The sequence below is a fragment of the Pseudomonas sp. GM25 genome, from assembly GCF_000282255.1.
GTDB lineage: Bacteria > Pseudomonadota > Gammaproteobacteria > Pseudomonadales > Pseudomonadaceae > Aquipseudomonas > Aquipseudomonas aphyarum.
Genome location: NZ_AKJQ01000077.1, coordinates 1 through 21150, shown reverse-complemented (window position 1 = coordinate 21150; position 21150 = coordinate 1). Strand labels below are relative to the sequence as shown.

Annotated in this window: 21 protein-coding genes; 5 read left to right on the top strand and 16 right to left on the bottom strand. The window is 61.0% G+C overall.

All coding sequences use genetic code 11. The features are described from left to right. Nucleotides 1-20: 20 nt before the first annotated feature. From PMI24_RS26460 to PMI24_RS26450, 3 genes are read left to right on the top strand one after another with little or no spacing between them, the layout of a single operon-like run. Nucleotides 21-254: a PP0621 family protein gene (locus PMI24_RS26460; protein ID WP_039771683.1), complete on the top strand. Its 234-nt coding sequence runs from the start codon at nucleotides 21-23 to the stop codon at nucleotides 252-254. Next, on the top strand, nucleotides 244-1833 hold the full coding sequence (locus PMI24_RS26455) for a sensor histidine kinase (RefSeq protein ID WP_045121907.1): 1590 nt from the start codon (nucleotides 244-246) through the stop codon (nucleotides 1831-1833). Before PMI24_RS26460 ends, PMI24_RS26455 begins: the two co-directional genes overlap by 11 nt. Then, nucleotides 1830-3176 carry a sigma-54-dependent transcriptional regulator gene (locus PMI24_RS26450; RefSeq protein WP_007959564.1) on the top strand — a complete coding sequence of 449 codons (1347 nt, stop codon included), beginning with the start codon at nucleotides 1830-1832 and terminating at the stop codon, nucleotides 3174-3176. The genes PMI24_RS26455 and PMI24_RS26450 overlap by 4 nt, the downstream gene beginning before the upstream one ends. A gap of 59 nt (nucleotides 3177-3235) precedes the next feature. On the opposite strand, the gene thiO is transcribed toward PMI24_RS26450, so the two are convergent. From thiO to PMI24_RS26415, 7 genes are read right to left on the bottom strand one after another with little or no spacing between them, the layout of a single operon-like run. Then, a complete protein-coding gene (gene thiO / locus PMI24_RS26445) occupies nucleotides 3236-4336 on the bottom strand; it encodes a glycine oxidase ThiO (RefSeq protein WP_007959563.1) in 1101 nt (366 codons plus the stop codon). 57 nt (nucleotides 4337-4393) lie between these two features. Further along, the gene (locus tag PMI24_RS26440; protein ID WP_007959562.1) at nucleotides 4394-4795 is read right to left on the bottom strand and encodes a type IV pilin protein; all 402 of its coding nucleotides are present in this window, start codon (nucleotides 4793-4795) and stop codon (nucleotides 4394-4396) included. A gap of 15 nt (nucleotides 4796-4810) precedes the next feature. Then, nucleotides 4811-7903 (bottom strand): pilus assembly protein, encoded by a 3093-nt coding sequence (locus PMI24_RS26435; RefSeq protein WP_007959560.1) that lies wholly within the window; start codon nucleotides 7901-7903, stop codon nucleotides 4811-4813. Continuing rightward, nucleotides 7890-8369 carry a pilus assembly PilX family protein gene (locus tag PMI24_RS26430; protein ID WP_007959558.1) on the bottom strand — a complete coding sequence of 160 codons (480 nt, stop codon included), beginning with the start codon at nucleotides 8367-8369 and terminating at the stop codon, nucleotides 7890-7892. Before PMI24_RS26430 ends, PMI24_RS26435 begins: the two co-directional genes overlap by 14 nt. 10 nt (nucleotides 8370-8379) lie before the next feature. Next, complete coding sequence (locus tag PMI24_RS26425) at nucleotides 8380-9093, bottom strand: PilW family protein (protein ID WP_007959556.1); 714 nt, start codon at nucleotides 9091-9093, stop codon at nucleotides 8380-8382. Then, nucleotides 9090-9539 (bottom strand): type IV pilus modification protein PilV, encoded by a 450-nt coding sequence (gene pilV / locus PMI24_RS26420; RefSeq protein WP_007959555.1) that lies wholly within the window; start codon nucleotides 9537-9539, stop codon nucleotides 9090-9092. The genes PMI24_RS26425 and pilV overlap by 4 nt, the downstream gene beginning before the upstream one ends. Beyond that, nucleotides 9536-10009 (bottom strand): GspH/FimT family pseudopilin, encoded by a 474-nt coding sequence (locus PMI24_RS26415; RefSeq protein ID WP_007959553.1) that lies wholly within the window; start codon nucleotides 10007-10009, stop codon nucleotides 9536-9538. The genes pilV and PMI24_RS26415 overlap by 4 nt, the downstream gene beginning before the upstream one ends. A 127-nt stretch (nucleotides 10010-10136) precedes the next feature. Here PMI24_RS26415 and PMI24_RS26410 point away from each other — a divergent pair, with 127 nt between their 5' ends. Continuing rightward, complete coding sequence (locus PMI24_RS26410; RefSeq protein WP_007959551.1) at nucleotides 10137-10691, top strand: GspH/FimT family pseudopilin; 555 nt, start codon at nucleotides 10137-10139, stop codon at nucleotides 10689-10691. Here PMI24_RS26410 and ispH read toward each other — a convergent pair. The 6 genes from ispH to murJ all read right to left on the bottom strand — a co-directional run bounded on the left by ispH (nucleotide 10663) and on the right by murJ (nucleotide 18084). Beyond that, on the bottom strand, nucleotides 10663-11607 hold the full coding sequence (gene ispH, locus PMI24_RS26405; RefSeq protein WP_007959549.1) for a 4-hydroxy-3-methylbut-2-enyl diphosphate reductase: 945 nt from the start codon (nucleotides 11605-11607) through the stop codon (nucleotides 10663-10665). The two genes, PMI24_RS26410 and ispH, sit on opposite strands and share 29 nt — an antisense overlap. 75 nt (nucleotides 11608-11682) lie before the next feature. Continuing rightward, nucleotides 11683-12120, bottom strand: a complete 438-nt coding sequence (fkpB, locus tag PMI24_RS26400) for an FKBP-type peptidyl-prolyl cis-trans isomerase (RefSeq protein WP_170928297.1) — start codon at nucleotides 12118-12120, stop codon at nucleotides 11683-11685. 7 nt (nucleotides 12121-12127) lie between these two features. Continuing rightward, on the bottom strand, nucleotides 12128-12640 hold the full coding sequence (gene lspA / locus PMI24_RS26395) for a signal peptidase II (protein ID WP_007959539.1): 513 nt from the start codon (nucleotides 12638-12640) through the stop codon (nucleotides 12128-12130). Beyond that, nucleotides 12633-15464, bottom strand: a complete 2832-nt coding sequence (ileS, locus tag PMI24_RS26390) for an isoleucine--tRNA ligase (RefSeq protein WP_007959538.1) — start codon at nucleotides 15462-15464, stop codon at nucleotides 12633-12635. The genes lspA and ileS overlap by 8 nt, the downstream gene beginning before the upstream one ends. A gap of 13 nt (nucleotides 15465-15477) precedes the next feature. After that, on the bottom strand, nucleotides 15478-16416 hold the full coding sequence (gene ribF / locus PMI24_RS26385) for a bifunctional riboflavin kinase/FAD synthetase (RefSeq protein ID WP_007959537.1): 939 nt from the start codon (nucleotides 16414-16416) through the stop codon (nucleotides 15478-15480). A 129-nt stretch (nucleotides 16417-16545) separates the two neighbouring features. Next, nucleotides 16546-18084 carry a murein biosynthesis integral membrane protein MurJ gene (murJ, locus tag PMI24_RS26380; RefSeq protein WP_007959535.1) on the bottom strand — a complete coding sequence of 513 codons (1539 nt, stop codon included), beginning with the start codon at nucleotides 18082-18084 and terminating at the stop codon, nucleotides 16546-16548. Nucleotides 18085-18336: 252 nt separating this feature from the next. Here murJ and rpsT point away from each other — a divergent pair, with 252 nt between their 5' ends. Then, complete coding sequence (gene rpsT / locus PMI24_RS26375) at nucleotides 18337-18609, top strand: 30S ribosomal protein S20 (RefSeq protein WP_003228351.1); 273 nt, start codon at nucleotides 18337-18339, stop codon at nucleotides 18607-18609. A 123-nt stretch (nucleotides 18610-18732) separates the two neighbouring features. On the opposite strand, the gene PMI24_RS26370 is transcribed toward rpsT, so the two are convergent. The 3 genes from PMI24_RS26370 to PMI24_RS26360 form a co-directional block, all read right to left on the bottom strand. Next, complete coding sequence (locus PMI24_RS26370) at nucleotides 18733-19197, bottom strand: CreA family protein (protein ID WP_007959533.1); 465 nt, start codon at nucleotides 19195-19197, stop codon at nucleotides 18733-18735. A 10-nt stretch (nucleotides 19198-19207) separates the two neighbouring features. After that, complete coding sequence (proB, locus tag PMI24_RS26365; protein ID WP_045121906.1) at nucleotides 19208-20326, bottom strand: glutamate 5-kinase; 1119 nt, start codon at nucleotides 20324-20326, stop codon at nucleotides 19208-19210. A 137-nt stretch (nucleotides 20327-20463) separates the two neighbouring features. Beyond that, a partial coding sequence (locus PMI24_RS26360) for a GTPase (RefSeq protein ID WP_007959530.1) occupies nucleotides 20464-21150 on the bottom strand: 687 nt, incomplete at its 5' end.

Here is a 21150-nt window from a genome sequence, read left to right as displayed (position 1 = left end):
TAGCCGAAAAGCCGCCCATCATGCTTCGTTTACTGTTCTGGATTGCCTTGATCGCCGCTGCTGTCTGGTTGTGGCGCAAATTCAAGGCCCCCGCCTCGTCCACCCGATCGCCTCGCGAACAGGATGCCGCGCCGATGGTGCGCTGCGCCCATTGCGGCGTGCACCTGCCCCGCGACCGCGCGCTGAACCTTCAACAACAGTGGTATTGCAGCCAGGCTCACCTTGAGCAAGGCCCCGGTTCCAGTGATCGCTGAGGCCGACAACGCCGACAGCAAACAGGCTCAGCGACTGCTGCGCCTCTATCATCTGTACCGTTTGAGTGTCGGCATCACCCTGGTGTTGCTGATCTCCAGCAACATGGACAACCGCCTGCTGACCTCGGCCAACGACGAGTTGCTGCGCAATGGCAGCTGGTTGTACCTGGTGCTGAACATCCTGCTGGTGGTGTTCCTCGAGAATATCCGCCGCCCGGCCCAGTTGTTCGGCCTGGCACTGGTCGACATTCTGCTGCTGTGCGGCGTGTTCTACGCGGCGGGCGGCGTGGCCAGTGCGATCGGCAACCTGCTGATCGTTTCGGTGGCCATCAGCAACACCTTGCTGCGACGACGCATCGGCCTGCTGATCGCCGCCGTCGCCACCCTCGGCATCGTCGGACTCAGCTTTCTGCTGAGTTTCAGCCATCCCCTGAGCGCCAACGACTATCTGCAGGCCGGCACCCTCGGCGCCTTGTGCTTCGCTGCCTCTCTGCTGGTGCAAGGGTTGATCCGTCGTCTCGAAGTCAGTGAGAACCTGGCCGAGCTGCGAGCCAGCGAGGTGGTGGGGCTCGAAGCCCTCAACGCGCTGATCCTGCAACGCATGCGCACCGGCATTCTGGTGCTCGACGAACAGCGCCGGGTGCAACTGGCCAATCACAGCGCCAAAACCCTGCTGGGCCAGACACACCTTGAAGGCGACTTGATCGACGAGCACTCGAGCGCGTTGGTCGAACGCCTGCAACTGTGGCTGAACAACCCGACCCTGCGCCCACAAAGCCTGAAAATCGCCGGCAATGGCCTGGAGCTGCAGCCGAGCTTCATTGCCCTGGAACTGAGCCCGAACCGCCAGACCCTGGTGTTTCTCGAAGACCTCGCCCAGATCGCCCAGCAGGCCCAGCAATTGAAACTCGCCGCACTGGGCCGGCTGACTGCCGGTATCGCCCATGAAATCCGCAATCCGCTGGGAGCCATCAGTCATGCCGCGCAGCTGTTGCAGGAATCCGAGGAACTCGACGGCGCGGATCGGCGTCTGACGCAGATCATTCAAGACCACTCCCAGCGCATGAACCGAGTCATCGAAAACGTCCTGCAACTGTCCCGCCGTCAGCAGAGCGCACCGCAACGGCTGGATCTCAAACCGTGGCTGGAGCAGTTCGTCAGCGAGAGCCGCGAACAGGCCGGCGAGCGCCAGCACATTCATCTGCACATTGGCCCGGGGGATTTCCGTACGTTGATGGATCCCGGCCAGCTCACGCAGATTCTCGACAATCTGTTACGCAACGGCTGGCGCCACAGTGCCCTTTTGCACGATCCGGCCGAGGTCTGGCTGACGCTGTCGATCGACCCCGAAAGCACGCTGGCCGTGCTCGAAGTGCAGGACAACGGCCCCGGCGTGCCGCTGGATCAACAGGCTCACCTGTTCGAACCGTTCTTTACCACCAGCAGCCAGGGCACCGGCCTTGGGCTTTATCTGTCCCGTGAGCTGTGCGAAAGCAATCAAGCGCGCCTAGACTTCAAATCACGCCAAGGCGGCGGCTGCTTTCGCATCACCTTTGCTCACGGACGGAAACAAAGTTGAACACGAGCCCACGGCAAAAAATCCTCATCGTCGACGACGAGCCGGATATCCGCGAACTCCTGGAAATCACCCTGGGACGGATGAAACTCGACACCTTCAGCGCACGCAATCTCAATGAAGCCCAGGCGCTGCTGCACCGCGAGACCTTCGACCTGTGCCTGACCGACATGCGCCTGCCCGACGGCACGGGCCTGGAACTGGTGCAGCATATCCAGCAACGTTATCCACAACTGCCGGTGGCAATGATCACCGCGTACGGCAGCCTGGAAACGGCGATCAACGCCTTGAAGGCCGGGGCTTTCGACTTCCTGACCAAACCGGTGGACCTGACACGCCTTCGCGAACTGGTTGGCTCGGCGTTGCGCATGCCGGCGCCGGGCAATGTCTGCACTTCGATCGACCGGCTGCTTCTCGGCGATTCACCACCGATGCGCAATCTGCGCAAGCAGATCGACAAACTGGCCCGCAGCCAGGCACCGGTTTACATCAGCGGCGAATCCGGCAGCGGCAAGGAACTGGTGGCCCGGCTGATTCATGAACAGGGCCCGCGCGCCAGCCAGCCGTTCGTGCCGGTGAACTGCGGGGCGATTCCGTCTGAGTTGATGGAAAGCGAGTTCTTCGGCCACCGCAAAGGCAGTTTCAGTGGCGCGGTGGAGGATAAACCGGGGCTGTTTCAGGCTGCCCACGGCGGCACGCTGTTTCTCGATGAAGTGGCGGACCTGCCACTGCCGATGCAGGTCAAGCTGCTGCGGGCGATTCAGGAAAAAGCCGTGCGCAGCGTTGGCGGCCAACAGGAAACCGTGGTCGATGTGCGCATCCTCTGCGCGACGCACAAGGACCTCGATGCGGAAGTGGCTGCCGAGCGTTTCCGTCAGGATCTGTATTACCGGCTGAACGTGATCGAACTGCGCGTACCGTCCCTGCGCGAACGTCGCGAGGACATCGAAGCCTTGGCCGGCCATATGCTCAAACGCCTGGCCAATGGCACCGGGCAGCCGGCGGCACGTCTTCATCCCCATGCCCTCGAGGCGCTGAAAAACTACCGGTTTCCGGGCAACGTGCGGGAGCTGGAGAACGTGCTTGAGCGGGCACATACCCTGTGTGAAAACCGCACGATCGAGGCAGAGGATTTACGTCTGAGTGAAGGAAACGGCACTGCTGAAGGCGGCATTGCCGATCTCACGCAGATCGACAACCTGGAAGACTATCTGGAAAGCGTCGAGCGCAAACTGATTTTGCAGGCGCTGGAAGAAACCCGCTGGAATCGCACGGCGGCAGCGCAGCGGTTGAGTCTTTCGTTTCGCTCGATGCGCTACAGGCTGAAGAAACTGGGGCTGGATTAAGGGCCCCTTCGCGGGCAAGCCCGCGAAGGCGATTTGTCAGTCATCGGAAGAAAAACTGACTAGATCCGTCCGGCCGGTGCATACGGCGCCGGATCAATGATCGGCGTGCGCCCCAGCATCACATCGGCAAACAACTGACAGGACGCCGGCGCCAGCACCAGTCCGTTGCGGTAATGACCGCAGTTCAGCCACAGACCGTCAAATCCCGGAACCCGCCCAATATAAGGAATGCCTTCCGGTGAACCCGGTCGCAGCCCGGCCCAATGCCCCACCACTTCAGCATCGGCCAGCGCCGGCAACAACTCGACTGCCGAAGCCTTGAGGCTTTCCAGCGCGTTGTCCGTCGGGGTCTTGTCGAAACCTTCGTGCTCCAGCGTACTGCCGATCAGAATGTGCCCGTCGCGGCGCGGAATCGCGTAGCGCCCCTTGGCCAGCACCATGCTCGGCAGGAAATCCGCCGCGCACTTGTAGAGAATCATCTGGCCTTTGACCGGCTCCACCGGCAGCGACAGGTTCAAGGTCTTGAGCAGTTCGCCGCTCCACGCACCTGCGGTAAGAACGACCTGATCACCGGTGATCACACCCGTGGAGGTCTGCACGCCCACCACCCGCTCGCGATCACGGACAAACCCGCTGACTTCACACTGCTCATGAATCGTCACGTTCGGCAGCGCCTGCAACGCCGCTTTCAAAGACTTCACCAGCCGAGGATTGCGCACGTTGGCCACATCGGCCATGTAGATCGCCCGGGAAAAACCGCCACCGAGCACCGGCACCGCATCATGCGCCGCCGAGATATCCACAGCCCGCAGCGGACGGTTTTCCCGCGCAGCCCACGCCAGCGCTTCGGCTTCGTCATCCAGGTCCAGCCAGTACAGGCCAGTGGTGTGCACTTCGGGGTCGACCCCGGTATCGGCAAACAGACGCTCGCCCAGCTGTGGATAAAAATCCTGCGACCAGTGCGCCAGCGCAGTGACGGCCGGGCTGTAGCGCCAAGGATACAGCGGAGAGACGATACCGCCGCCGGCCCAGGACGATTCCTGGCCGACGTTCGAACGATCCAGCAGCACCACGCTGCCGACCTCGGAGGCGAGGTTGTACGCAGTGAGCAGGCCAATCACCCCGCCACCGACAATCACCACTTGCTGTTGCCTGGTCATGTTTGATCCAACCGTAAAAAAGACAGTGGGCGCAAATGGCGCCCGAAATAAAGCGGCTCAGCGGCCCCAGCAATCCTTGGTGGTCAGCCCGGTGGTCGCGTTGTTCATGCTTCTGACACCGGTGTTGGTGAGGGTGAAATCCCCGCACTTGTCAGTGGCCATGGCCGTGCCGGTCTTGCGGGTCGCAGTCAGCAGGAAGGTCTGATCGGTGATTGTCGGCGTGATGATGTAGAAATCGTTGCCGGTGCTCAACCCGGTGACACCGGTGTAGACGTTGTTCTTCGAATAGAAGCGCTCAAGGATCTGTGCCTGTTCCGACAAATTGCTGACTACGTCGGCACGGCGGCCCTTCTTCACGTATTCGGTGAGGCTCGGATAGCCGATGGTGATGACGATACCGATGATCGCAATCACGATCATGATTTCGATCAGGGTGAAACCTCGGTTGGATCTGCGCATGCCTCGAACTCTCGCTTACTGAATTTGCCGCCACATGATACGACGGCTGCCGCCGCCGGACTTTTCCACCAGGGTGGTGATGCCGCCACTGGAATCGTTCACGACCTTGCGTGATGCACCGTTGACGATGGCGTTCAGGGTCGGGATACCGCCGGTGAACACCACGCCGCTGGAAATCGTATCGTTGCTGTCGACCACGCCATCGGCGTTGGTGTCGAGCACCGCGTAGTTGAGCATCTTACCGCTGAACGCATCGAGTTCTATCAGTTTGCCGGTACCGAAACTGGAACACGGGTCGGTGGTATCGACACTGGCCGTGGTGAACACGATGCGTCCCAGCACCAGACTGGCCTGATTGATCACCCGTTCGCCGGTCAATGCGTTGTTGTACACCAGCGGCAGGTACCAGCCCTTCTCCGCCGGATAGGTCGTGTCGTTCTGGCTGGTGGTGACGAACTGCCCGGAACTGCCAGAGAACACTCCGGTAATCGCCTGCGCCTGCAAACTGCTGACCGTGATCTGGCCCGACCCGCCATCGGCGTCCCACACCGAATAGAACGCCTGCAGATCCTTGTTGGTCTTGTCGGCGGTCTCGTTGAATTTGCCGGTGCCGACGAAAATCTGTTTGCCGCCCAGGGCGTTGTCCGCCAGCAACGGTTGCGCGGTGATCGGCTGAGTCGCCCCGCCAGCCGTGGTGAACAACGGCTTGCCGGAAAACGCCACGCCCCAGCTGTCGGACGAGGTGGCGCTCAGGTCGAATTTCCACAGCCGTCCCTTCAAGTCACCGCCATATGCGGCCTGCACAACGTTCTGCGAATTGACCCGCAGCTTCACCGAGGACAGACCGTTGGTGGTTTCCGTGCTGTCGATGACGATTTTCTTGATCAGCGAGCCGTCACGCACATCCAGCACATACAGCGCCGCCACCCCTGAGTTGCTGCCGTAACCGTTGGCAATGAACGCCGCCCAGCGACCATCGGCCAAGCGTGCCACTTCCGGACGGGCATAGGCGTAACCCAGATCATTAAAAGCGTTGGAAGTGCTGGCGGAGGCCGGCGCGCTGACTTCCCACAAGGCTCGGATAACGTTGCCCGCCGAGGCATCGAACAGTTGAAGCCCATAGAAAGTCTTGCCGCCCGCCCCCGTCCCGCCGATGGCCAGGGTTTTCCACGCTGTGCCGAATTGCGCGTCGAATACACCAATCTGACCATCCACCAGAAACTTGTGGCTGACGCCATTGACGTAGTTCGGATCGGCAATCAGGCGCAACGAGGGCAATACGCTCGACGGCATGTAGGCATAGCGCCGGGTACCGTTGGCCGAGTTGATGACGCTGACAAAACCGTCGTTGGCGTTCACCACGAGGCTGGCATTCATGTTCGAAGCCTTGGTCGTCAGGTAGGTGCTGTAGGTGGTGTCACCGGCCAGATCGGAGGCGGTTTTTTCCGTGGGTGAGGCCAGTACCAGCGGTGAGTTGATGACGTCCCCAAGCAACACACTGCGCACTTTGAGCCCGGCCTTGTTGGTGCCTTTGCTCCATTCGACCAGGTCGATGCCGCTGATACCGGTGGGCAAACCCTGGCCGAGAACGGTCTGCTGGGCCGGGGAGAAGTTACCGTAGGCCAGCGTCACCGCCGCGTTGTTCAGGGTGTTCCACGACTGGTAGGTCGGCGCGGTGGCGCCGGGCACGATGGCTGTGTCAGTGGTCCACAATACCGCCGAGGTGTTGACCGCCCCGGCCGAGTTGAAGCCAAAGGACTTGATCGTGCCGCGCCAGTCCTTGGGGTCATAACTGGTCTGGAAATAACTGGTGCCGCTCGCCAGCGTCGTCCCGCTGGCGACACCGCTGCCGCCGGAACCGGCCTTGGAGGTGATATCGCTCAACGCCGAGGAAAGCGCGGCATTCAGGCCGGTGCTGTCGGTCGCCTGGTAATAGCGGCCCTGTCCGTAATCCGCTGCGTCCGAGAGCATGTCGTTGGAAGCTGTGAAACCCACGGTGTAGGTGTTCATGTTCTGCCTGGGAAAATCCACCGCATTCCAGCTCTTGCCCGCCGCGTCGGTGCCGGTCGAACGCATGTCGATGTCGAAGGCGAACTTGGCGATATCGTCCAGGTACAGCGTATCGCCCTCCCCGTCCCCGTTCAGGTTGTTCCCGTCATTGTTGATGCCGTCCCAGTTCGGCAAGCGGCTGCCACCCAGCGGATCGTTGCTCGGAAAGGTGCGGTCGTAGGTCGGCAAACCATCAGTGATCACCACCCCGTAGTTTTTCTGGCAGCGATACTGGATCGGGCTGGTGTAAGTGCTCGGCGTGCTGTTGTAGTACGGCGCCATCCCGCGCATGTAGCGGGTGATTTCATAATAGGTCTCGGCCAGGGGAGTGTTGGCCACCGCGCTCAGGCCGTTGATCGAAGAAATCAGTGCGTTGTAGTTGGTGTCGGCCTGGGCCTGGGTCACGCTGCCGCTGACCGGTGACAGGTCGCTGATGGAGCGTGCAATGAAACCGCCGTTGCCGGGGTTGTTGCTGGTGGCCGGATTGAAGGTGGCCAGGCCCATGCGCAGGTTGCGGTTGCTGGTGACCAGTGCGGTGGAGACGTTGCGCGCCACGTTGATCCGGTAATCATTGGGAATGGCCCCGGTGGTGAAGTCGCGTGTGCCGTTGTTGATCGCCAGCCCGACCACGTAGGAAATGTAATCCGCCGAATAGCGGGTGTTGCCGCTGCCCACCGGATCCGGCAGCTTCAGGCAGAGCGGCGTCAGGCTGTTGTTGTAGAACGCATAGGCGCCGCCGGAGCAGCCGGAGGTTGGCAGGCTTGAGAGAAAGATCGTATCGCCGGTAATGGCGGTCGAGCTCAGACACAGGCCGATGACCGCGTTGCACTGGCGGGCCGCCGTGCGATCCACAGTCGGATCAAAACCCGCCGCATAGATGATGCTGTTCATGCTGCCCGAGTCGTCGATCATCAACATCACGTTCGGTGGCACGGCAGCCGCGCTCAACAGCGGCGAATCGGACGGCGTGAAAGCAAACGCCGGTGCAGCCAGATAGAGCCCGGTCAGCATGCCAAGCAGCAGCGACAGCCACTTGAAGCGTCGCTCAATACTTCGCATAGACACTCTCCACCACACTGCGCGAAGTACCGGCGACGCCGACGGCAGTGACCCGGTATAACGTCGCCGAGGTGTTGCTCGGCACGTTCACCGCCGTCAGGGTCGTACCGATGTTCTGCACCCCGTAGAACCCACTGCCGGCGGCGATCCAGGTCACGCCCGACGTGGAGTTGAGCCCCGCCGCGCTGACCACCGAGGATTCCGCCGGCGGCGCACATTGAGTGGTGCTGGCGCACACCGCCAGCGCGTAGCCGTCCAGTTGCACCGCGCTTTCGCCGATACGCAGTGCCGCCTCGGCAGTCTGGAACGATTGATTGCGCAGGCTCACGCTGCCCGCCATTTTTTCCTGCAGGTTGGCGCTCTGCATCGATGACAGGCCGATCAGCGTCAGGAGCAGCAGAAACACCAGGCTGACCAGCAACACCATGCCGCCCTGGGATCGTCGCCGATGGAGAGAAACGTTCATCGCTCGTCCCTCACTGCAAGCGGTTGCGCAAGGCGGCAACCACGTTGAAGGTTTGATTGCGGACCCGATTGTTCGGGTCAGTGAGGGTCAGGCTCAGACGCACGCTGCGGATCCGCGCGGGATCACCGGGATTGGCGCTGTAGGTGGACGCCGCGACATCGGTCGCGGAACTCGCCAGACCAAACATCACCGTGAACGCACTGACGTTGTTCACCAGCACCTGCTGGGCCGGGTTACCGCTGCCGGTGCCCATCAGAATCTGGTTGTTGCTGAAGCTGTAGACCAGCCGGCGGATCGGAAACGCGATCTGGCCCGTCGCCGCCGCCCGCGCGCCGGTATAAGCGGTGGCGCTGTTACGGCAATCGGAGACCACAGTCCAGGTCGGTGTCCCGCCCGCACTGCCGACATCGGCGGTGACCAGGGTCAGCTTGAGGTTGGCGTTGTCCCAGCTGATCGGCGTGATCTGGGCCGCATTGAAATCTCCCGCCGAGCTGGAATCGGTAATCGTGCCCAGGCAGCCGAACATACCCACCATGCGCAGCTCCTGGATCATCTTGCTCAGCACGAACCGCGCATCTTCCTGCATGGCGGCGGCACTGTTCTGGCTGACGTAGGTGTTCTTCGCCGCCAGGAAAATCTGCACAACGCCGAGTACCACGATCAGCCCCAGCGCCAGGGCGACCAGCATTTCGATCAGGCCGAAGCCCAGATTTTGGCGCCTCATGGCGTAGCCACCGGATCGACTGCGGCGCGGCTGGTCAGGACAAAGCTGCGGGGCGCACTGCTCGTATTGGCGGCGCGCGCGTCACTCCAGGTGATGGTGATGGTGTAAACGCGCTGATTGAGGGTGATGCTGCCGGTGGCGGTCGGGCCGCCGAAATTGACGATGTTGGTGGTGAAGTCGTAGAGATCCTGATCCCGGGCGACACTCAGGTTGCCCGTGGTCGGCGGTGTGACGGTGTAGTCGGCGCCCGAGTTGGCGCGGATCCGGTCCATCATGTCGTAGGCGATGAAACTCGCCTGGCTGGTCATGCGCGAGCTGTCGGTGTACTTCAGCGCATTGAGCTGAACCGCCGCCGCGCCCAGCAACCCGACTGTCAGAATCAGTAACGCGACCAGCACTTCGATCAGCGTCATGCCCTCCTGTGCGTGCTTGCTCCCTGCCCTCATCCGCAACTTCCACCCAGTTGAATTCGTCCGTTCAGACACACGTTCAGCGTCCTGCTTTGCGTTCCCAGCACATAACTAATGACCACCGCCGTGGACGGTGCCGCCAGTCCGCCCAGATTGTTGAAATCCAGCGCGGTCACTCCAGAGGGTAGCGTCAGAGTCGCGCCGCTGCTCATCGCTGGAACAACCCGCAATACATTGGCCGGGGTGCCAGTACTGTCGTAGACCGACAACTCGCCGGTCCAGACACTGCCGCCGGCGCTCGGCCGCAAGCGGGTGGTGATGCCCCGATTGATTGCCTCAAGCCTTGCGTAATTGAGGGCCCGTTGCAGGTCGCCGACCTCGGTGTCGGCCTTGCTGCCCTGCACCGAACGGGTGAACGCCGGCACTGCCATCGTGATCAGGATCACAAACACCGCGACCGCCACCAACAGCTCGATCAGCGTGAAACCTTTTGTACGATGATCCATCGATGCCCTCCGTTGCCGTCGGCTATACCTGTACAAACCTAGAACATTCGACCGGCATGCGCCGGTTGATTTACCGCGAACGGCGCACGGATTGCGCCGCTGTGCACAATCCAGGGAGGACGCGCACATGCCGCAACAGGGCTTCAGTCTGGTCGAACTGCTTATGGGACTGGCGATCGGCGCAATTGTTCTGTCGCTGGTCAGTCCGGCATTGGCGGACCTCACCGAATCAAACCGGCGGCAGCAGGCCGCGCAGTCTTTGCTCGACGGGATTCGCAATGCCCGGACCATGGCCATCACGCGTAATCAGAGCGTGGTGATTCATGGCATCAACGGTGATTGGGGCCAGGGCTGGCGAATCATTCTGGATATCAGCGGAAAGGGTCCGGGAGATGCCGGTAATCCATTGCTGATCGAGCAGGCGAGTGACGGAAAGATACCGATTGTCGGCAACTGGCTGGTGAGCCGCTACATACGCTTCAGCAGCCTGGGCCAGCCACTGGTGCCGGACCGGAAATTTCAGGCGGGGACGTTACATCTATGCTCGGCTCGCGAGCCGGTCAGCCAGCTTCAAGTTGTACTGGCGGCGACCGGCCGCGTACGCCTGACCAGTCAAAAGACTGAACAGGCGCTGTGCCAAAAGGATAAAGCGATCAGATCGAGCGAACGCGCAGCTCTTTAGGCATCGAGAACGTGATGTTTTCCTCACGCCCGGCCAGTTCGTCGGCGCCGGTGGCGCCCCAGGCCTGCAACTGCTGGATCACGCCACGCACCAGGACTTCCGGAGCGGAGGCGCCGGCGGTGATGCCGATACGCTCGACACCGTCGAACCAGCTCTTTTGCAGGTCTTCGGCGCCATCGATCAGGTAGGCCGGCGTGGCCATGCGTTCGGCCAGCTCACGCAGGCGGTTGGAGTTGGAGCTGTTCGGGCTGCCCACCACCAACACCACGTCGCATTCGTCGGCCAGTTGCTTGACCGCATCCTGACGGTTCTGGGTGGCGTAGCAGATATCGTCCTTGCGCGGCCCGCCAATGGCCGGGAAACGCGTACGCAGTGCGTCGATGACACGACTGGTGTCATCCATGGACAGCGTGGTCTGGGTGACGAAGGCCAGTTTGTCCGGGTTATGTACCTGCAACTCGGCGACATCCTTCTCGTCTTCGACGAGGTAGATCGCGCCGCCATTGCTGGCGTCGTACTGGCCCATGGTGCCTTCGACTTCCGGGTGACCGGCGTGGCCGATCAGGATGCACTCACGACCGTCACGACTGTATTTCGCGACTTCGATATGCACCTTGGTCACCAGCGGGCAGGTGGCGTCGAACACTTTCAGGCCACGGCCGGCGGCTTCGGTGCGCACGGCTTGTGAAACGCCGTGGGCACTGAAGATCACGATGACGTCGTCCGGCACCTGATCCAGTTCTTCGACGAAGATCGCGCCACGACTGCGCAGGTCTTCGACCACGAACTTGTTGTGCACCACTTCATGACGCACATAGATCGGCGGCCCGAAGACCTCCAGGGCGCGGTTGACGATTTCGATCGCCCGGTCCACGCCGGCGCAGAAGCCACGGGGGTTGGCGAGTTTGATTTGCATGCGGTGCCTCGTGTCTTGCGCGCGAAAGATTGGAACATTACAGGAGCCGGTCAGCCGGCTCCTGCAGAACAGCGATTACAGCGCTTTGACGGAGAAGATTTCCACGTCAAAGGTCAGCGTTTTGCCAGCCAGCGGGTGGTTGAAGTCGACAGTCACTTGCGCGTCGTCGAACTCTTTCACCACACCCGGCAACTCAGTATTGGCCGCATCGTTGAAGATCACCAGCAGACCCGGCGACAGTTCCATGTCCGCGAACTGCGAACGCGGAATGATCTGTACGTTTTGCGGGTTCGGCTGGCCGAAGGCGTTTTCCGGCTCGACGGTCAGGGTACGCTTGTCCCCTGCCTTGAAACCGAACAGCGCCGCCTCGAAGCCTGGCAGCAGGTTGCCGTCGCCGACCTTGAAGGTCGCCGGGGCTTTGTCGAAAGTGCTGTCGACCGTGTCGCCGTTCTCCAGGCGCAATGCAAAGTGCAAGGTGACTTCCGTGTTCTGGCCGATGCGTTGCTCAGCCAATACCTGTTCAGTCATGAACGGTTTCTCCGGTTTTTTTACTTTTGAACATGTCCAGTGCCAGCATCACCGCGCCAACGGTGATGGCGCTGTCGGCGAAGTTGAACGCCGGGAAGTACCAGCGGTTCTGCCAGTGCACCAGAATGAAGTCGATCACATGGCCCAGGGCAATGCGGTCATAAAGGTTGCCCAGTGCGCCGCCAAGAACCAGCGCCAGCGCGATGGCCAGCCAGGTTTCGTTGCGGCCCAGGCGCTTGAGCCAGACCACCAGCACCGCACTGACCGCTATCGCGATCAGGGCGAACAGCCAGCGCTGCCAGCCGGAGCTGTCCGCGAGGAAGCTGAAGGCAGCGCCGGTGTTGTAGGCCAGTGTCCAGCTGAAGTAATCAGGGATGATCACGATCTGCTGGAACATCTCGAGCTTGCCTTCGAAGTAGAACTTGCTGGCCTGGTCAATGACCAGAACCAGCAAGCTCAACCAGAGCCAGCTCAGCCGTCCGAAACGGCCAACGGCATTAGGCATAGTGACGAACCTCGCCAGCGCCATCGATGTTGTCCACGCAACGGCCGCAGATTTCCGGATGCTCCGGGTTCACGCCAACGTCTTCGCGGCAGTGCCAGCAACGGGCACATTTCGGGAAGGCGGATTTGACGATCTTCAGCTTCAGGCCGCTGACTTCGGTGGCCACAGCATCGGCCGGAGCGTGCACGAACGGCGCAACAGTGGCAGTCGAAGTGATCAGGACAAAGCGCAGCTCGTTGCTCAGCTTGGCCAGGTCGGCGGTCAGCGCGTCTTCGGCGAACAGCGTCACTTCGGCTTGCAGGTTGCCACCGACGGCCTTGGCCGCGCGCTGGATTTCCATCTCTTTGTTGACCGCCACCTTCACTTCCATGATGCGATCCCAGTACTCGCGACCCAGCTCGAAGCCTTCCGGCAACTCGGTCAGGCCTTCGTACCAGGTGTTGAGCATCACCGATTCGTTGCGCTCGCCCGGCAGGTATTGCCACAGCTCGTCGGCGGTGAACGCCAGGATCGGCGCGATCCAGCGCACCAGCGCTTCGGAGATGTGGAACAGCGCGGTCTGGCACGAACGACGGGCCTTGCTGTCTGCGCCGGTGGTGTACTGGCGATCCTTGATGATGTCCAGATAGAAACCACCCAGCTCCTGCACGCAGAAGTTGTGGATCTTCGAGTAGACGTTCCAGAAACGGTATTCGCCGTAGTGCTCTTGCAACTCGCGTTGCAGCAGCAGGGTGCGATCCACCGCCCAGCGATCCAGCGCCAGCATGTCTTCGGCCGGCAGCAGGTCGGTGGCCGGGTTGAAACCGGTCAGGTTGGAAAGCAGGAAGCGCGCGGTGTTACGGATACGACGATAGGCATCCGCACTGCGCTGCAGGATCTGCTCGGACACGGCCATCTCGCCCGAGTAGTCGGTCGAAGCGACCCACAGACGCATGATGTCGGCGCCCAGGGTGTCGTTGACTTTCTGCGGCGCGATCACGTTGCCCAGGGACTTGGACATCTTGCGGCCGGACTCGTCCACGGTGAAACCGTGGGTCAGCAGCTCGCGGTACGGCGCATGGTTGTCGATGGCGCAGCCGGTCAGCAAGGAAGAGTGGAACCAGCCACGGTGCTGGTCGGAACCTTCCAGGTACAGGTCGGCACGCGGACCGGTCTCGTGGCCCATCGGGTGCGAACCGCGCAGGACGTGCCAGTGCGTGGTGCCCGAGTCGAACCAGACGTCGAGGGTGTCGCTGATCTTGTCGTACTGCGACGCTTCATCGCCCAGCAGTTCGGCAGCGTCGAGTTTGAACCAGGCTTCGATGCCTTCGACTTCGACACGTTTGGCGACTTCTTCCATCAGCTCGACGGTGCGCGGGTGCAGCTCGCCGCTTTCCTTGTTCAGGAAGAACGGGATCGGCACGCCCCAGTTGCGCTGACGGGAGATGCACCAGTCCGGACGGTTGGCGATCATCGAGTGCAGGCGCGCCTGGCCCCAGGCCGGGACGAACTTGGTTTCTTCGATGGCTTTGAGCGAGCGTACGCGCAGGGTGTCGCCGCTGACTGGCTCTTTGTCCATACCGATGAACCACTGCGCGGTGGCGCGGTAGATCAGCGGGGTCTTGTGGCGCCAGCAGTGCATGTAGCTGTGTTCGATGACGGTGGTGTGCAGCAGCGCACCGACTTCGGTCAGTTTTTCGACGATGGCCGGGTTGGCCTTCCAGATGAACTGGCCGCCGAAGAACTCCAGCGACGGCACGTAGACGCCGTTGCTCTGTACCGGGTTGAGGATGTCGTCGTTGACCATGCCGTACTTCTTGCAGGTCACGAAGTCGTCCACGCCGTAGGCCGGGGCGGAGTGAACCACGCCGGTGCCGGCGCCCAGTTCCACGTAGTCGGCCAGGTACACCGGCGACAGACGGTCATAGAACGGGTGGCGGAAATTGATCAGCTCCAGCGCCGAACCCGGTGCGGTGGCCAATACAGTGCCTTCGACGCCGTAACGGGTCAGGCAGGATTCGACCAGCTCTTCAGCCAGCACCAGCAGCTTGTCGCCGATATCGACCAGCGCGTAGGTGAATTCCGGGTGAACGTTGAGCGCCTGGTTGGCCGGGATGGTCCACGGGGTGGTGGTCCAGATTACGATCGAGGCCGGTTTGCCCAGCGACGGCAGACCGAACGCGGCGGCCAGTTTGGCCTCGTCAGCGATCGGGAACGCGACGTCGATGGTCGAGGACTTCTTGTGCTCGTACTCGACTTCCGCTTCGGCCAGGGCCGAACCGCAATCGAAGCACCAGTTCACAGGCTTCAGGCCCTTGAATACGAAACCGCCCTTGACGATTTCGGCGAGGGCACGGATTTCGCCGGCCTCGTTCTTGAAGTCCATGGTCTTGTACGGGTTGGCGAAGTCGCCCAGCACGCCGAGACGGATGAATTCGGACTTCTGCCCTTCGATCTGCTCGGTGGCGTAGGCACGGCACAGTTCGCGGGTCTTGTCCGCGCCCAGGTTCTTGCCGTGGGTCACTTCAACCTTGTGCTCGATCGGCAGGCCGTGGCAATCCCAGCCCGGGACATACGGCGCGTCGAAGCCCGACAGGGTCTTCGAGCGGATGATCATGTCCTTGAGAATCTTGTTCAGTGCGTGACCGATGTGGATCGTACCGTTGGCGTACGGAGGGCCGTCGTGCAGGACGAACTTCGGACGATCCTTGCCAATCTCGCGCAACTTTCCGTACAGGCCAATACTGTCCCAGCGCTGCAGGATCTGCGGTTCGCGCTGTGGCAGGCCGGCCTTCATTGGGAAGGCGGTGTCCGGAAGGTTTAGCGTGGCTTTATAGTCGGTCATTTAAGGCTCTTCATTAGCGATGGGCGCTAGGTGCGGCTAGTGCACGGGCGGCGGCGACATCCGCGCTGATCGCCGTTTTCAATGCCTCCAGGGAGGCGAAACGCTGCTCTTCACGCAGCTTCTGGTGGAAAACCACCGTCAAACGCCGGTCATACAGATCGCCGGCAAAATCTAAAAGATGGACTTCAAGGTGGGCTTTGCCATCACCTTGTACCGTGGGCCGCACGCCGATATTGGCGACGCCGGGCCAGGTCTTGCCGTCGATGTCGACGTCGACCAGGTAAACCCCGGTGAACGGCACGCGACGGCGTTTCAGTTGAATGTTCGCCGTGGGCGTACCCAACTGGCGGGCCAGCTTCTGGCCATGCAGCACGCGACCGGCAATCCGGTACGGGCGACCCAGCAGGCGTTCAGCCAACGCGAAATCGGCAGCGGCCAACGCGTTGCGCACCTGGGTGCTGCTGACGCGAATGCCGTCCAGCTCGACGGTTTGCGCGGCTTCCACGGTAAAACCGTGGACCTGGCCGGCTTGCAACAGGAAATCGAAATCGCCGAGACGGTCGCAACCGAAGCGGAAATCGTCACCGACCTCCAGATGCTGCACGCCGAGGCCATCGACCAGGATGGTATCGACGAATTCGCTGGCGCTGAGCTTGCTTAAGCGCTGGTTGAAGGCCAGGCACAGAACCCGGTCAACGCCTTCGGCGGCCAGCAGTTGCAGCTTGTCGCGCAACCGGGCCAGACGCGCCGGCGCGGTCTCCGGGGCAAAGAATTCCCGTGGCTGCGGCTCGAAAATCACCACGCAGCTGGGTACGCCCAACTCGAGCGCACGCTCACGCAGTCGGGCCAGAATGGCCTGGTGACCACGGTGAACACCGTCAAAGTTGCCAATAGTGGCGACGCAGCCCCGATGCTGGGGGCGCAGATTGTGGAGGCCTCGAACCAGCTGCATAACGCGCTTCTTGCTCATAAAGTGGCCGATTATAACCACACCCGACGGCCGACGACAGGCAACACCGTAACCCAAAGTGATCGAGCCGACAAAACTGCCGGCTCGCGCCCGCCTTTCAAGGGTGAAACCTCAGCTCAACGCCTTGCGATTGAAGTCGCGCAGGCGGAAACCGAGCAGCAGCAACATGCCGAAATAAGCCACCACGCCGGCAACCACCAACGCACCCAGGCGCAGGAAACGCTCCAGCATGTGGCCCTGATCCCACGCGGGCATGAAATGCATGCCGATCAACAGCACCGCCGACATCACCGCCACCGCAACCACAAGCTTGAAACCGAACTTCAGCCAGCCCGGCTGCGGTTGGTACATCTGCTGCTTGCGCAGTTGATAGAACAGCAGCCCGGCGTTCAGGCAGGCACCGGCGCTGATCGCCAGTGCCAGCCCGGCGTGGGCCAGCGGACCGATCAGCACCAGGTTGAACAGTTGAGTAACCACCAGAGTGAAGATTGCGATTTTTACCGGTGTACGGATGTTCTGTTGCGCATAAAAACCCGGCGCCAGCACTTTGATCACAATAATCCCGAGCAGACCGACAGAATAGGCAATCAACGCCCGCTGAGTCATCTCGGCGTCAAACCCGCTGAACTGGCCGTACTGGAATAGCGAAACCGTCAACGGCTCGGCCAGGATCCCCAGCGCCAGTGCACATGGCAACACCAGTACGAAGCACAGGCGCAGGCCCCAGTCGAGAATCCGCGAATATTCGTGACGATCCTTGCTGGCGTAAGTCTTGGCCAATGTCGGCAGCAGGATCGTGCCCAGCGCCACACCCAGCACACCGGACGGCAACTCCATGAGACGGTCGGCGTAATACATCCACGACACCGAGCCCGCCACCAGGAACGAGGCGAAGATGGTGTTGATGATCAGGGAAATCTGGCTGACCGAGACGCCGATGATTGCCGGCAACATCTGCTTCATCACCCGCCAGACACCGGTATCACGCAGATTAAGGCGCGGCAGCACCAGCATGCCGATTTTTTTCAGGTGCGGCAGTTGATAGAGCAACTGCGCCAGACCACCGACCAGCACCGCCCAGCCAAGGGCCATCACCGGCGGATCGAAGTACGGCGTCAGGAACAGCGAAAACACGATCATGCTGACGTTGAGCAGGGTCGGCACGAATGCCGGCACCGAGAAACGGTTCCAGGTATTGAGGATCGCACCCGCCAGTGAAGACAGGGAGATCAGCAATATATAGGGGAAGGTCACTCGCAGCAGGTCGGAGGTCAGCTGGAATTTTTCCGGCGTATCGGTGAAACCCGGGGCTGTGGCCCAGATCACCCAAGGCGCGGCGATCATGCCCAGCGCGGTGACCAGCGCCAGTACCAGCGTCAACAGGCCGGAAACGTAAGCAATAAAGGTGCGAGTTGCCTCTTCGCCCTTCTGGTTTTTATATTCGGCCAGGATCGGCACAAAAGCCTGGGAAAACGCCCCCTCGGCGAAGATCCTGCGCAGCAGATTGGGCAGTTTGAAGGCGATGAAGAAGGCGTCGGTCGCCATTCCGGCGCCGAAAGTGCGAGCGATGAGCGTGTCGCGAACAAACCCGAGAATCCGGGAAAGCATCGTGATAGAGCTGACGGCGGCCAACGATTTGAGCAGATTCATTGAAGGAATGTGTGCCTGTCGATAAACAGCAGGCGAATAACGCGCCCACTTGTGCGATACTCCGCGCCGCAACAGCACAGAGCCAAAGCTCGCGAGTTTACAGGTCAAGCGCCGGAAATAAATATCCCGCCTCTTTATACCTACCACTTAGCGGAACGTCTCAAGCGCCCTTGACAAGACATCTCTTCATCGGCATGATTCGCGGCCTATTTTGTTTGCTATTTCCTAAAAAGTCTTTCGAGGAGCTCGACGGTGGCCAACTCACCTTCCGCCAAAAAACGTGCAAAACAGGCTGAGAAGCGTCGCAGCCACAACGCCAGCCTGCGTTCCATGGTTCGTACCTACATCAAGAATGTAGTTAAAGCCATCGACGCAAAAGACGCTGAAAAAGCTCAAGCTGCATACGTTCTGGCTGTGCCAGTTATCGACCGCATGGCCGATAAAGGCATCATCCACAAGAACAAGGCTGCTCGTCATAAGAGCCGTCTGAATGGCCACGTCAAGGCACTGAAAGAAGCTGCCTAATCGACGTAGTCATTAAAAAACCGACCTCAGGGTCGGTTTTTTATTGCCTGCGATTTGCTCTGATTTCAGCAAATCACAGGCAAAAAAAGAGGAGCCAACCGGCTCCTCTTTTTTTACGCACAATTAATGAGCCGACGCCCACGGCAGAATCGGGATCGCCGTCACCGCATTCTGCGGACTACCCTCGATCAGGCGATCACTGTAGACCAGATACACCAGCGTATTGCGCTTCTTGTCGAGGAAGCGCACCACCTGCATGGTCTTGAACACCAGCGAAGTGCGCTCCTTGAACACCTCTTCGCCATCCTTCAACTCACCCTTGAAGTTGATCGGCCCGACCTGACGGCAAGCAATGGACGCCTCGGCACGATCCTCAGCCAGACCCAACCCACCCTTCACACCACCCGTTTTGGCGCGCGACAGGTAGCAAGTCACGCCTTCAACCTTCGGATCATCGAATGCCTCGACCACGATCCGGTCGTTCGGCCCGACAAACTTGAACACCGTCGACACCTGGCCGATTTCCTCGGCCGAGGCCAGCAATGGCAGCGCCATCAACAAGCCCAACAATCCTTTTGCCATGCGCATCGCGTTTTCCTTACACCAGAATCAGGTTGTCACGGTGAACCAGTTCCGGCTCAGCCATATAACCCAGCAAACCGACAATCGCATCCGACGACTGACCGATGATTTTTTGTGCTTCCAGCGCGCTGTAGTTGGCCAGACCACGGGCGATCTCACGACCGTCCGGCGCCACGCAAACCACCATTTCGCCGCGACGGAAACTGCCCTGAACCAGTTTGACGCCGACCGGCAGCAGGCTTTTGTTGCCTTGGGACAACGCGGAAACCGCGCCATCATCCAGCACCAGCGTGCCACGGGTTTGCAGATGCCCGGCCAGCCACTGCTTGCGCGCCGCGAGCATGCCGCGCTCAGGCGACAGCAACGTACCAATGCGCTCACCCGCTTTCAGCCGATCGAGCACGCGCTCCAGACGCCCACCAACAATGATGGTATGAGCACCGGAACGCGCCGCCAGACGCGCCGCGCGCAGCTTGGTCTGCATGCCGCCACGACCCAATGCACCGCCAGTACCGCCCGCCACCGCATCCAGCGTCGGATCATCGGCGCGCGCTTCGTAAATCAGCTGGGCGTCAGGGTTATTGCGCGGATCAGCGTCGAACATGCCGTCGCGATCCGTCAGGATCACCAGCAGATCAGCCTCGACCAGGTTGGCCACCAGCGCCGCGAGCGTGTCGTTGTCGCCGAAACGGATTTCGTCGGTGACCACGGTGTCATTCTCGTTGATTACCGGGATGACTTTCAGCTCGACCAGCGCACGCAAGGTGCTACGGGCGTTCAGGTAGCGCTTGCGATCGGACAGGTCGTCGTGAGTCAGGAGAATCTGCGCAGTGTGCCGGCCATGCTCGGCAAAGCTCGACTCCCAGGCTTGCACCAAGCCCATCTGACCGATTGCTGCAGCGGCCTGGAGCTCGTGCATCGCACTGGGTCGCGCGGTCCAGCCGAGGCGACTCATGCCCGCCGCCACTGCCCCGGAGGACACCAGCACCAGCTCGACGCCGGCCTCATGCAAAGCCACCATCTGCTCGACCCAGACACCCATTGCCGCGCGATCCAGCCCTTTGCCATCCGCTGTCAGCAAAGCGCTGCCGATCTTCACGACCCAACGCTGCGCACCTGTCACCTTGCTCCGCATCATCTTCAACCTTAGCTTGAGGGCAGCGCGACCTGGCACTGCCCGTGACGTTATTCGTGGTTCTTCGTGACCAACAATCGATTTCCAGATACTAAAACGCCGCTCGATTGAGCGGCGCTTAAGTTTACTGCAACGAATCAGTCACGCACGTAAATGATTTCCGGACCGTCTTCGTCATCCACATCTTCTTCGTCCCAGTCATCGTCGCCGATGTCGTGGACCGACTTCACGCCGCTGCGACGCAGGGCACGCTTGTCATCCAGCGCCTGCAACTGAGCACGGGCTTCGTCTTCGATGCGCTGATCGAGATCGGCCAGCTCTTCCTTGTAAGCCGGGTCATTGGCCAGGCGATCGGCACGATCTTCCAGATAACGCATGATGTCGCGCGTCAGGCGCTCGGTGCCGTCTTTGGCGATGGCCGAGATCACGTAGACCGGACCTTCCCACTGCAGACGCTCGACCACTTCCTTGACCCGCTCCTCGTGCTCTTCTTCGAGGATCTGGTCGCACTTGTTCAGCACCAGCCAGCGATCACGCTCGGCCAGCGACGGGCTGAACTTGATCAGCTCGTTGACGATCACTTCAGCGGCGTCCGGCGCACTGCTGTCGTCCAGCGGCGCCATATCCACGAGGTGCAGCAACAGACGGGTACGCGCCAGGTGCTTGAGGAAACGAATGCCCAGGCCGGCACCGTCGGAAGCACCTTCGATCAGACCCGGAATGTCGGCGATGACGAAGCTTTTCCAGCGATCGACGCTGACAACACCCAGGTTCGGTACCAGGGTGGTAAACGGGTAATCGGCGACTTTCGGCTTGGCAGCCGA

Excerpts from the sequence above, each read along its gene's own strand:
- PMI24_RS26460 (WP_039771683.1), top strand. The coding sequence starts at position 21 with ATGCTTCGTTTACTGTTCTGGATTGCCTTGATCGCCGCTGCTGTCTGG.
- thiO (WP_007959563.1), bottom strand. The coding sequence starts at position 4,336 with ATGACCAGGCAACAGCAAGTGGTGATTGTCGGTGGCGGGGTGATTGGC.
- PMI24_RS26440 (WP_007959562.1), bottom strand. The coding sequence starts at position 4,795 with ATGCGCAGATCCAACCGAGGTTTCACCCTGATCGAAATCATGATCGTG.
- PMI24_RS26435 (WP_007959560.1), bottom strand. The coding sequence starts at position 7,903 with ATGCGAAGTATTGAGCGACGCTTCAAGTGGCTGTCGCTGCTGCTTGGC.
- PMI24_RS26430 (WP_007959558.1), bottom strand. The coding sequence starts at position 8,369 with ATGAACGTTTCTCTCCATCGGCGACGATCCCAGGGCGGCATGGTGTTG.
- PMI24_RS26425 (WP_007959556.1), bottom strand. The coding sequence starts at position 9,093 with ATGAGGCGCCAAAATCTGGGCTTCGGCCTGATCGAAATGCTGGTCGCC.
- pilV (WP_007959555.1), bottom strand. The coding sequence starts at position 9,539 with ATGAGGGCAGGGAGCAAGCACGCACAGGAGGGCATGACGCTGATCGAA.
- PMI24_RS26415 (WP_007959553.1), bottom strand. The coding sequence starts at position 10,009 with ATGGATCATCGTACAAAAGGTTTCACGCTGATCGAGCTGTTGGTGGCG.
- PMI24_RS26410 (WP_007959551.1), top strand. The coding sequence starts at position 10,137 with ATGCCGCAACAGGGCTTCAGTCTGGTCGAACTGCTTATGGGACTGGCG.
- ispH (WP_007959549.1), bottom strand. The coding sequence starts at position 11,607 with ATGCAAATCAAACTCGCCAACCCCCGTGGCTTCTGCGCCGGCGTGGAC.
- lspA (WP_007959539.1), bottom strand. The coding sequence starts at position 12,640 with ATGCCTAATGCCGTTGGCCGTTTCGGACGGCTGAGCTGGCTCTGGTTG.
- ileS (WP_007959538.1), bottom strand. The coding sequence starts at position 15,464 with ATGACCGACTATAAAGCCACGCTAAACCTTCCGGACACCGCCTTCCCA.
- ribF (WP_007959537.1), bottom strand. The coding sequence starts at position 16,416 with ATGCAGCTGGTTCGAGGCCTCCACAATCTGCGCCCCCAGCATCGGGGC.
- murJ (WP_007959535.1), bottom strand. The coding sequence starts at position 18,084 with ATGAATCTGCTCAAATCGTTGGCCGCCGTCAGCTCTATCACGATGCTT.
- PMI24_RS26370 (WP_007959533.1), bottom strand. The coding sequence starts at position 19,197 with ATGCGCATGGCAAAAGGATTGTTGGGCTTGTTGATGGCGCTGCCATTG.
- proB (WP_045121906.1), bottom strand. The coding sequence starts at position 20,326 with ATGCGGAGCAAGGTGACAGGTGCGCAGCGTTGGGTCGTGAAGATCGGC.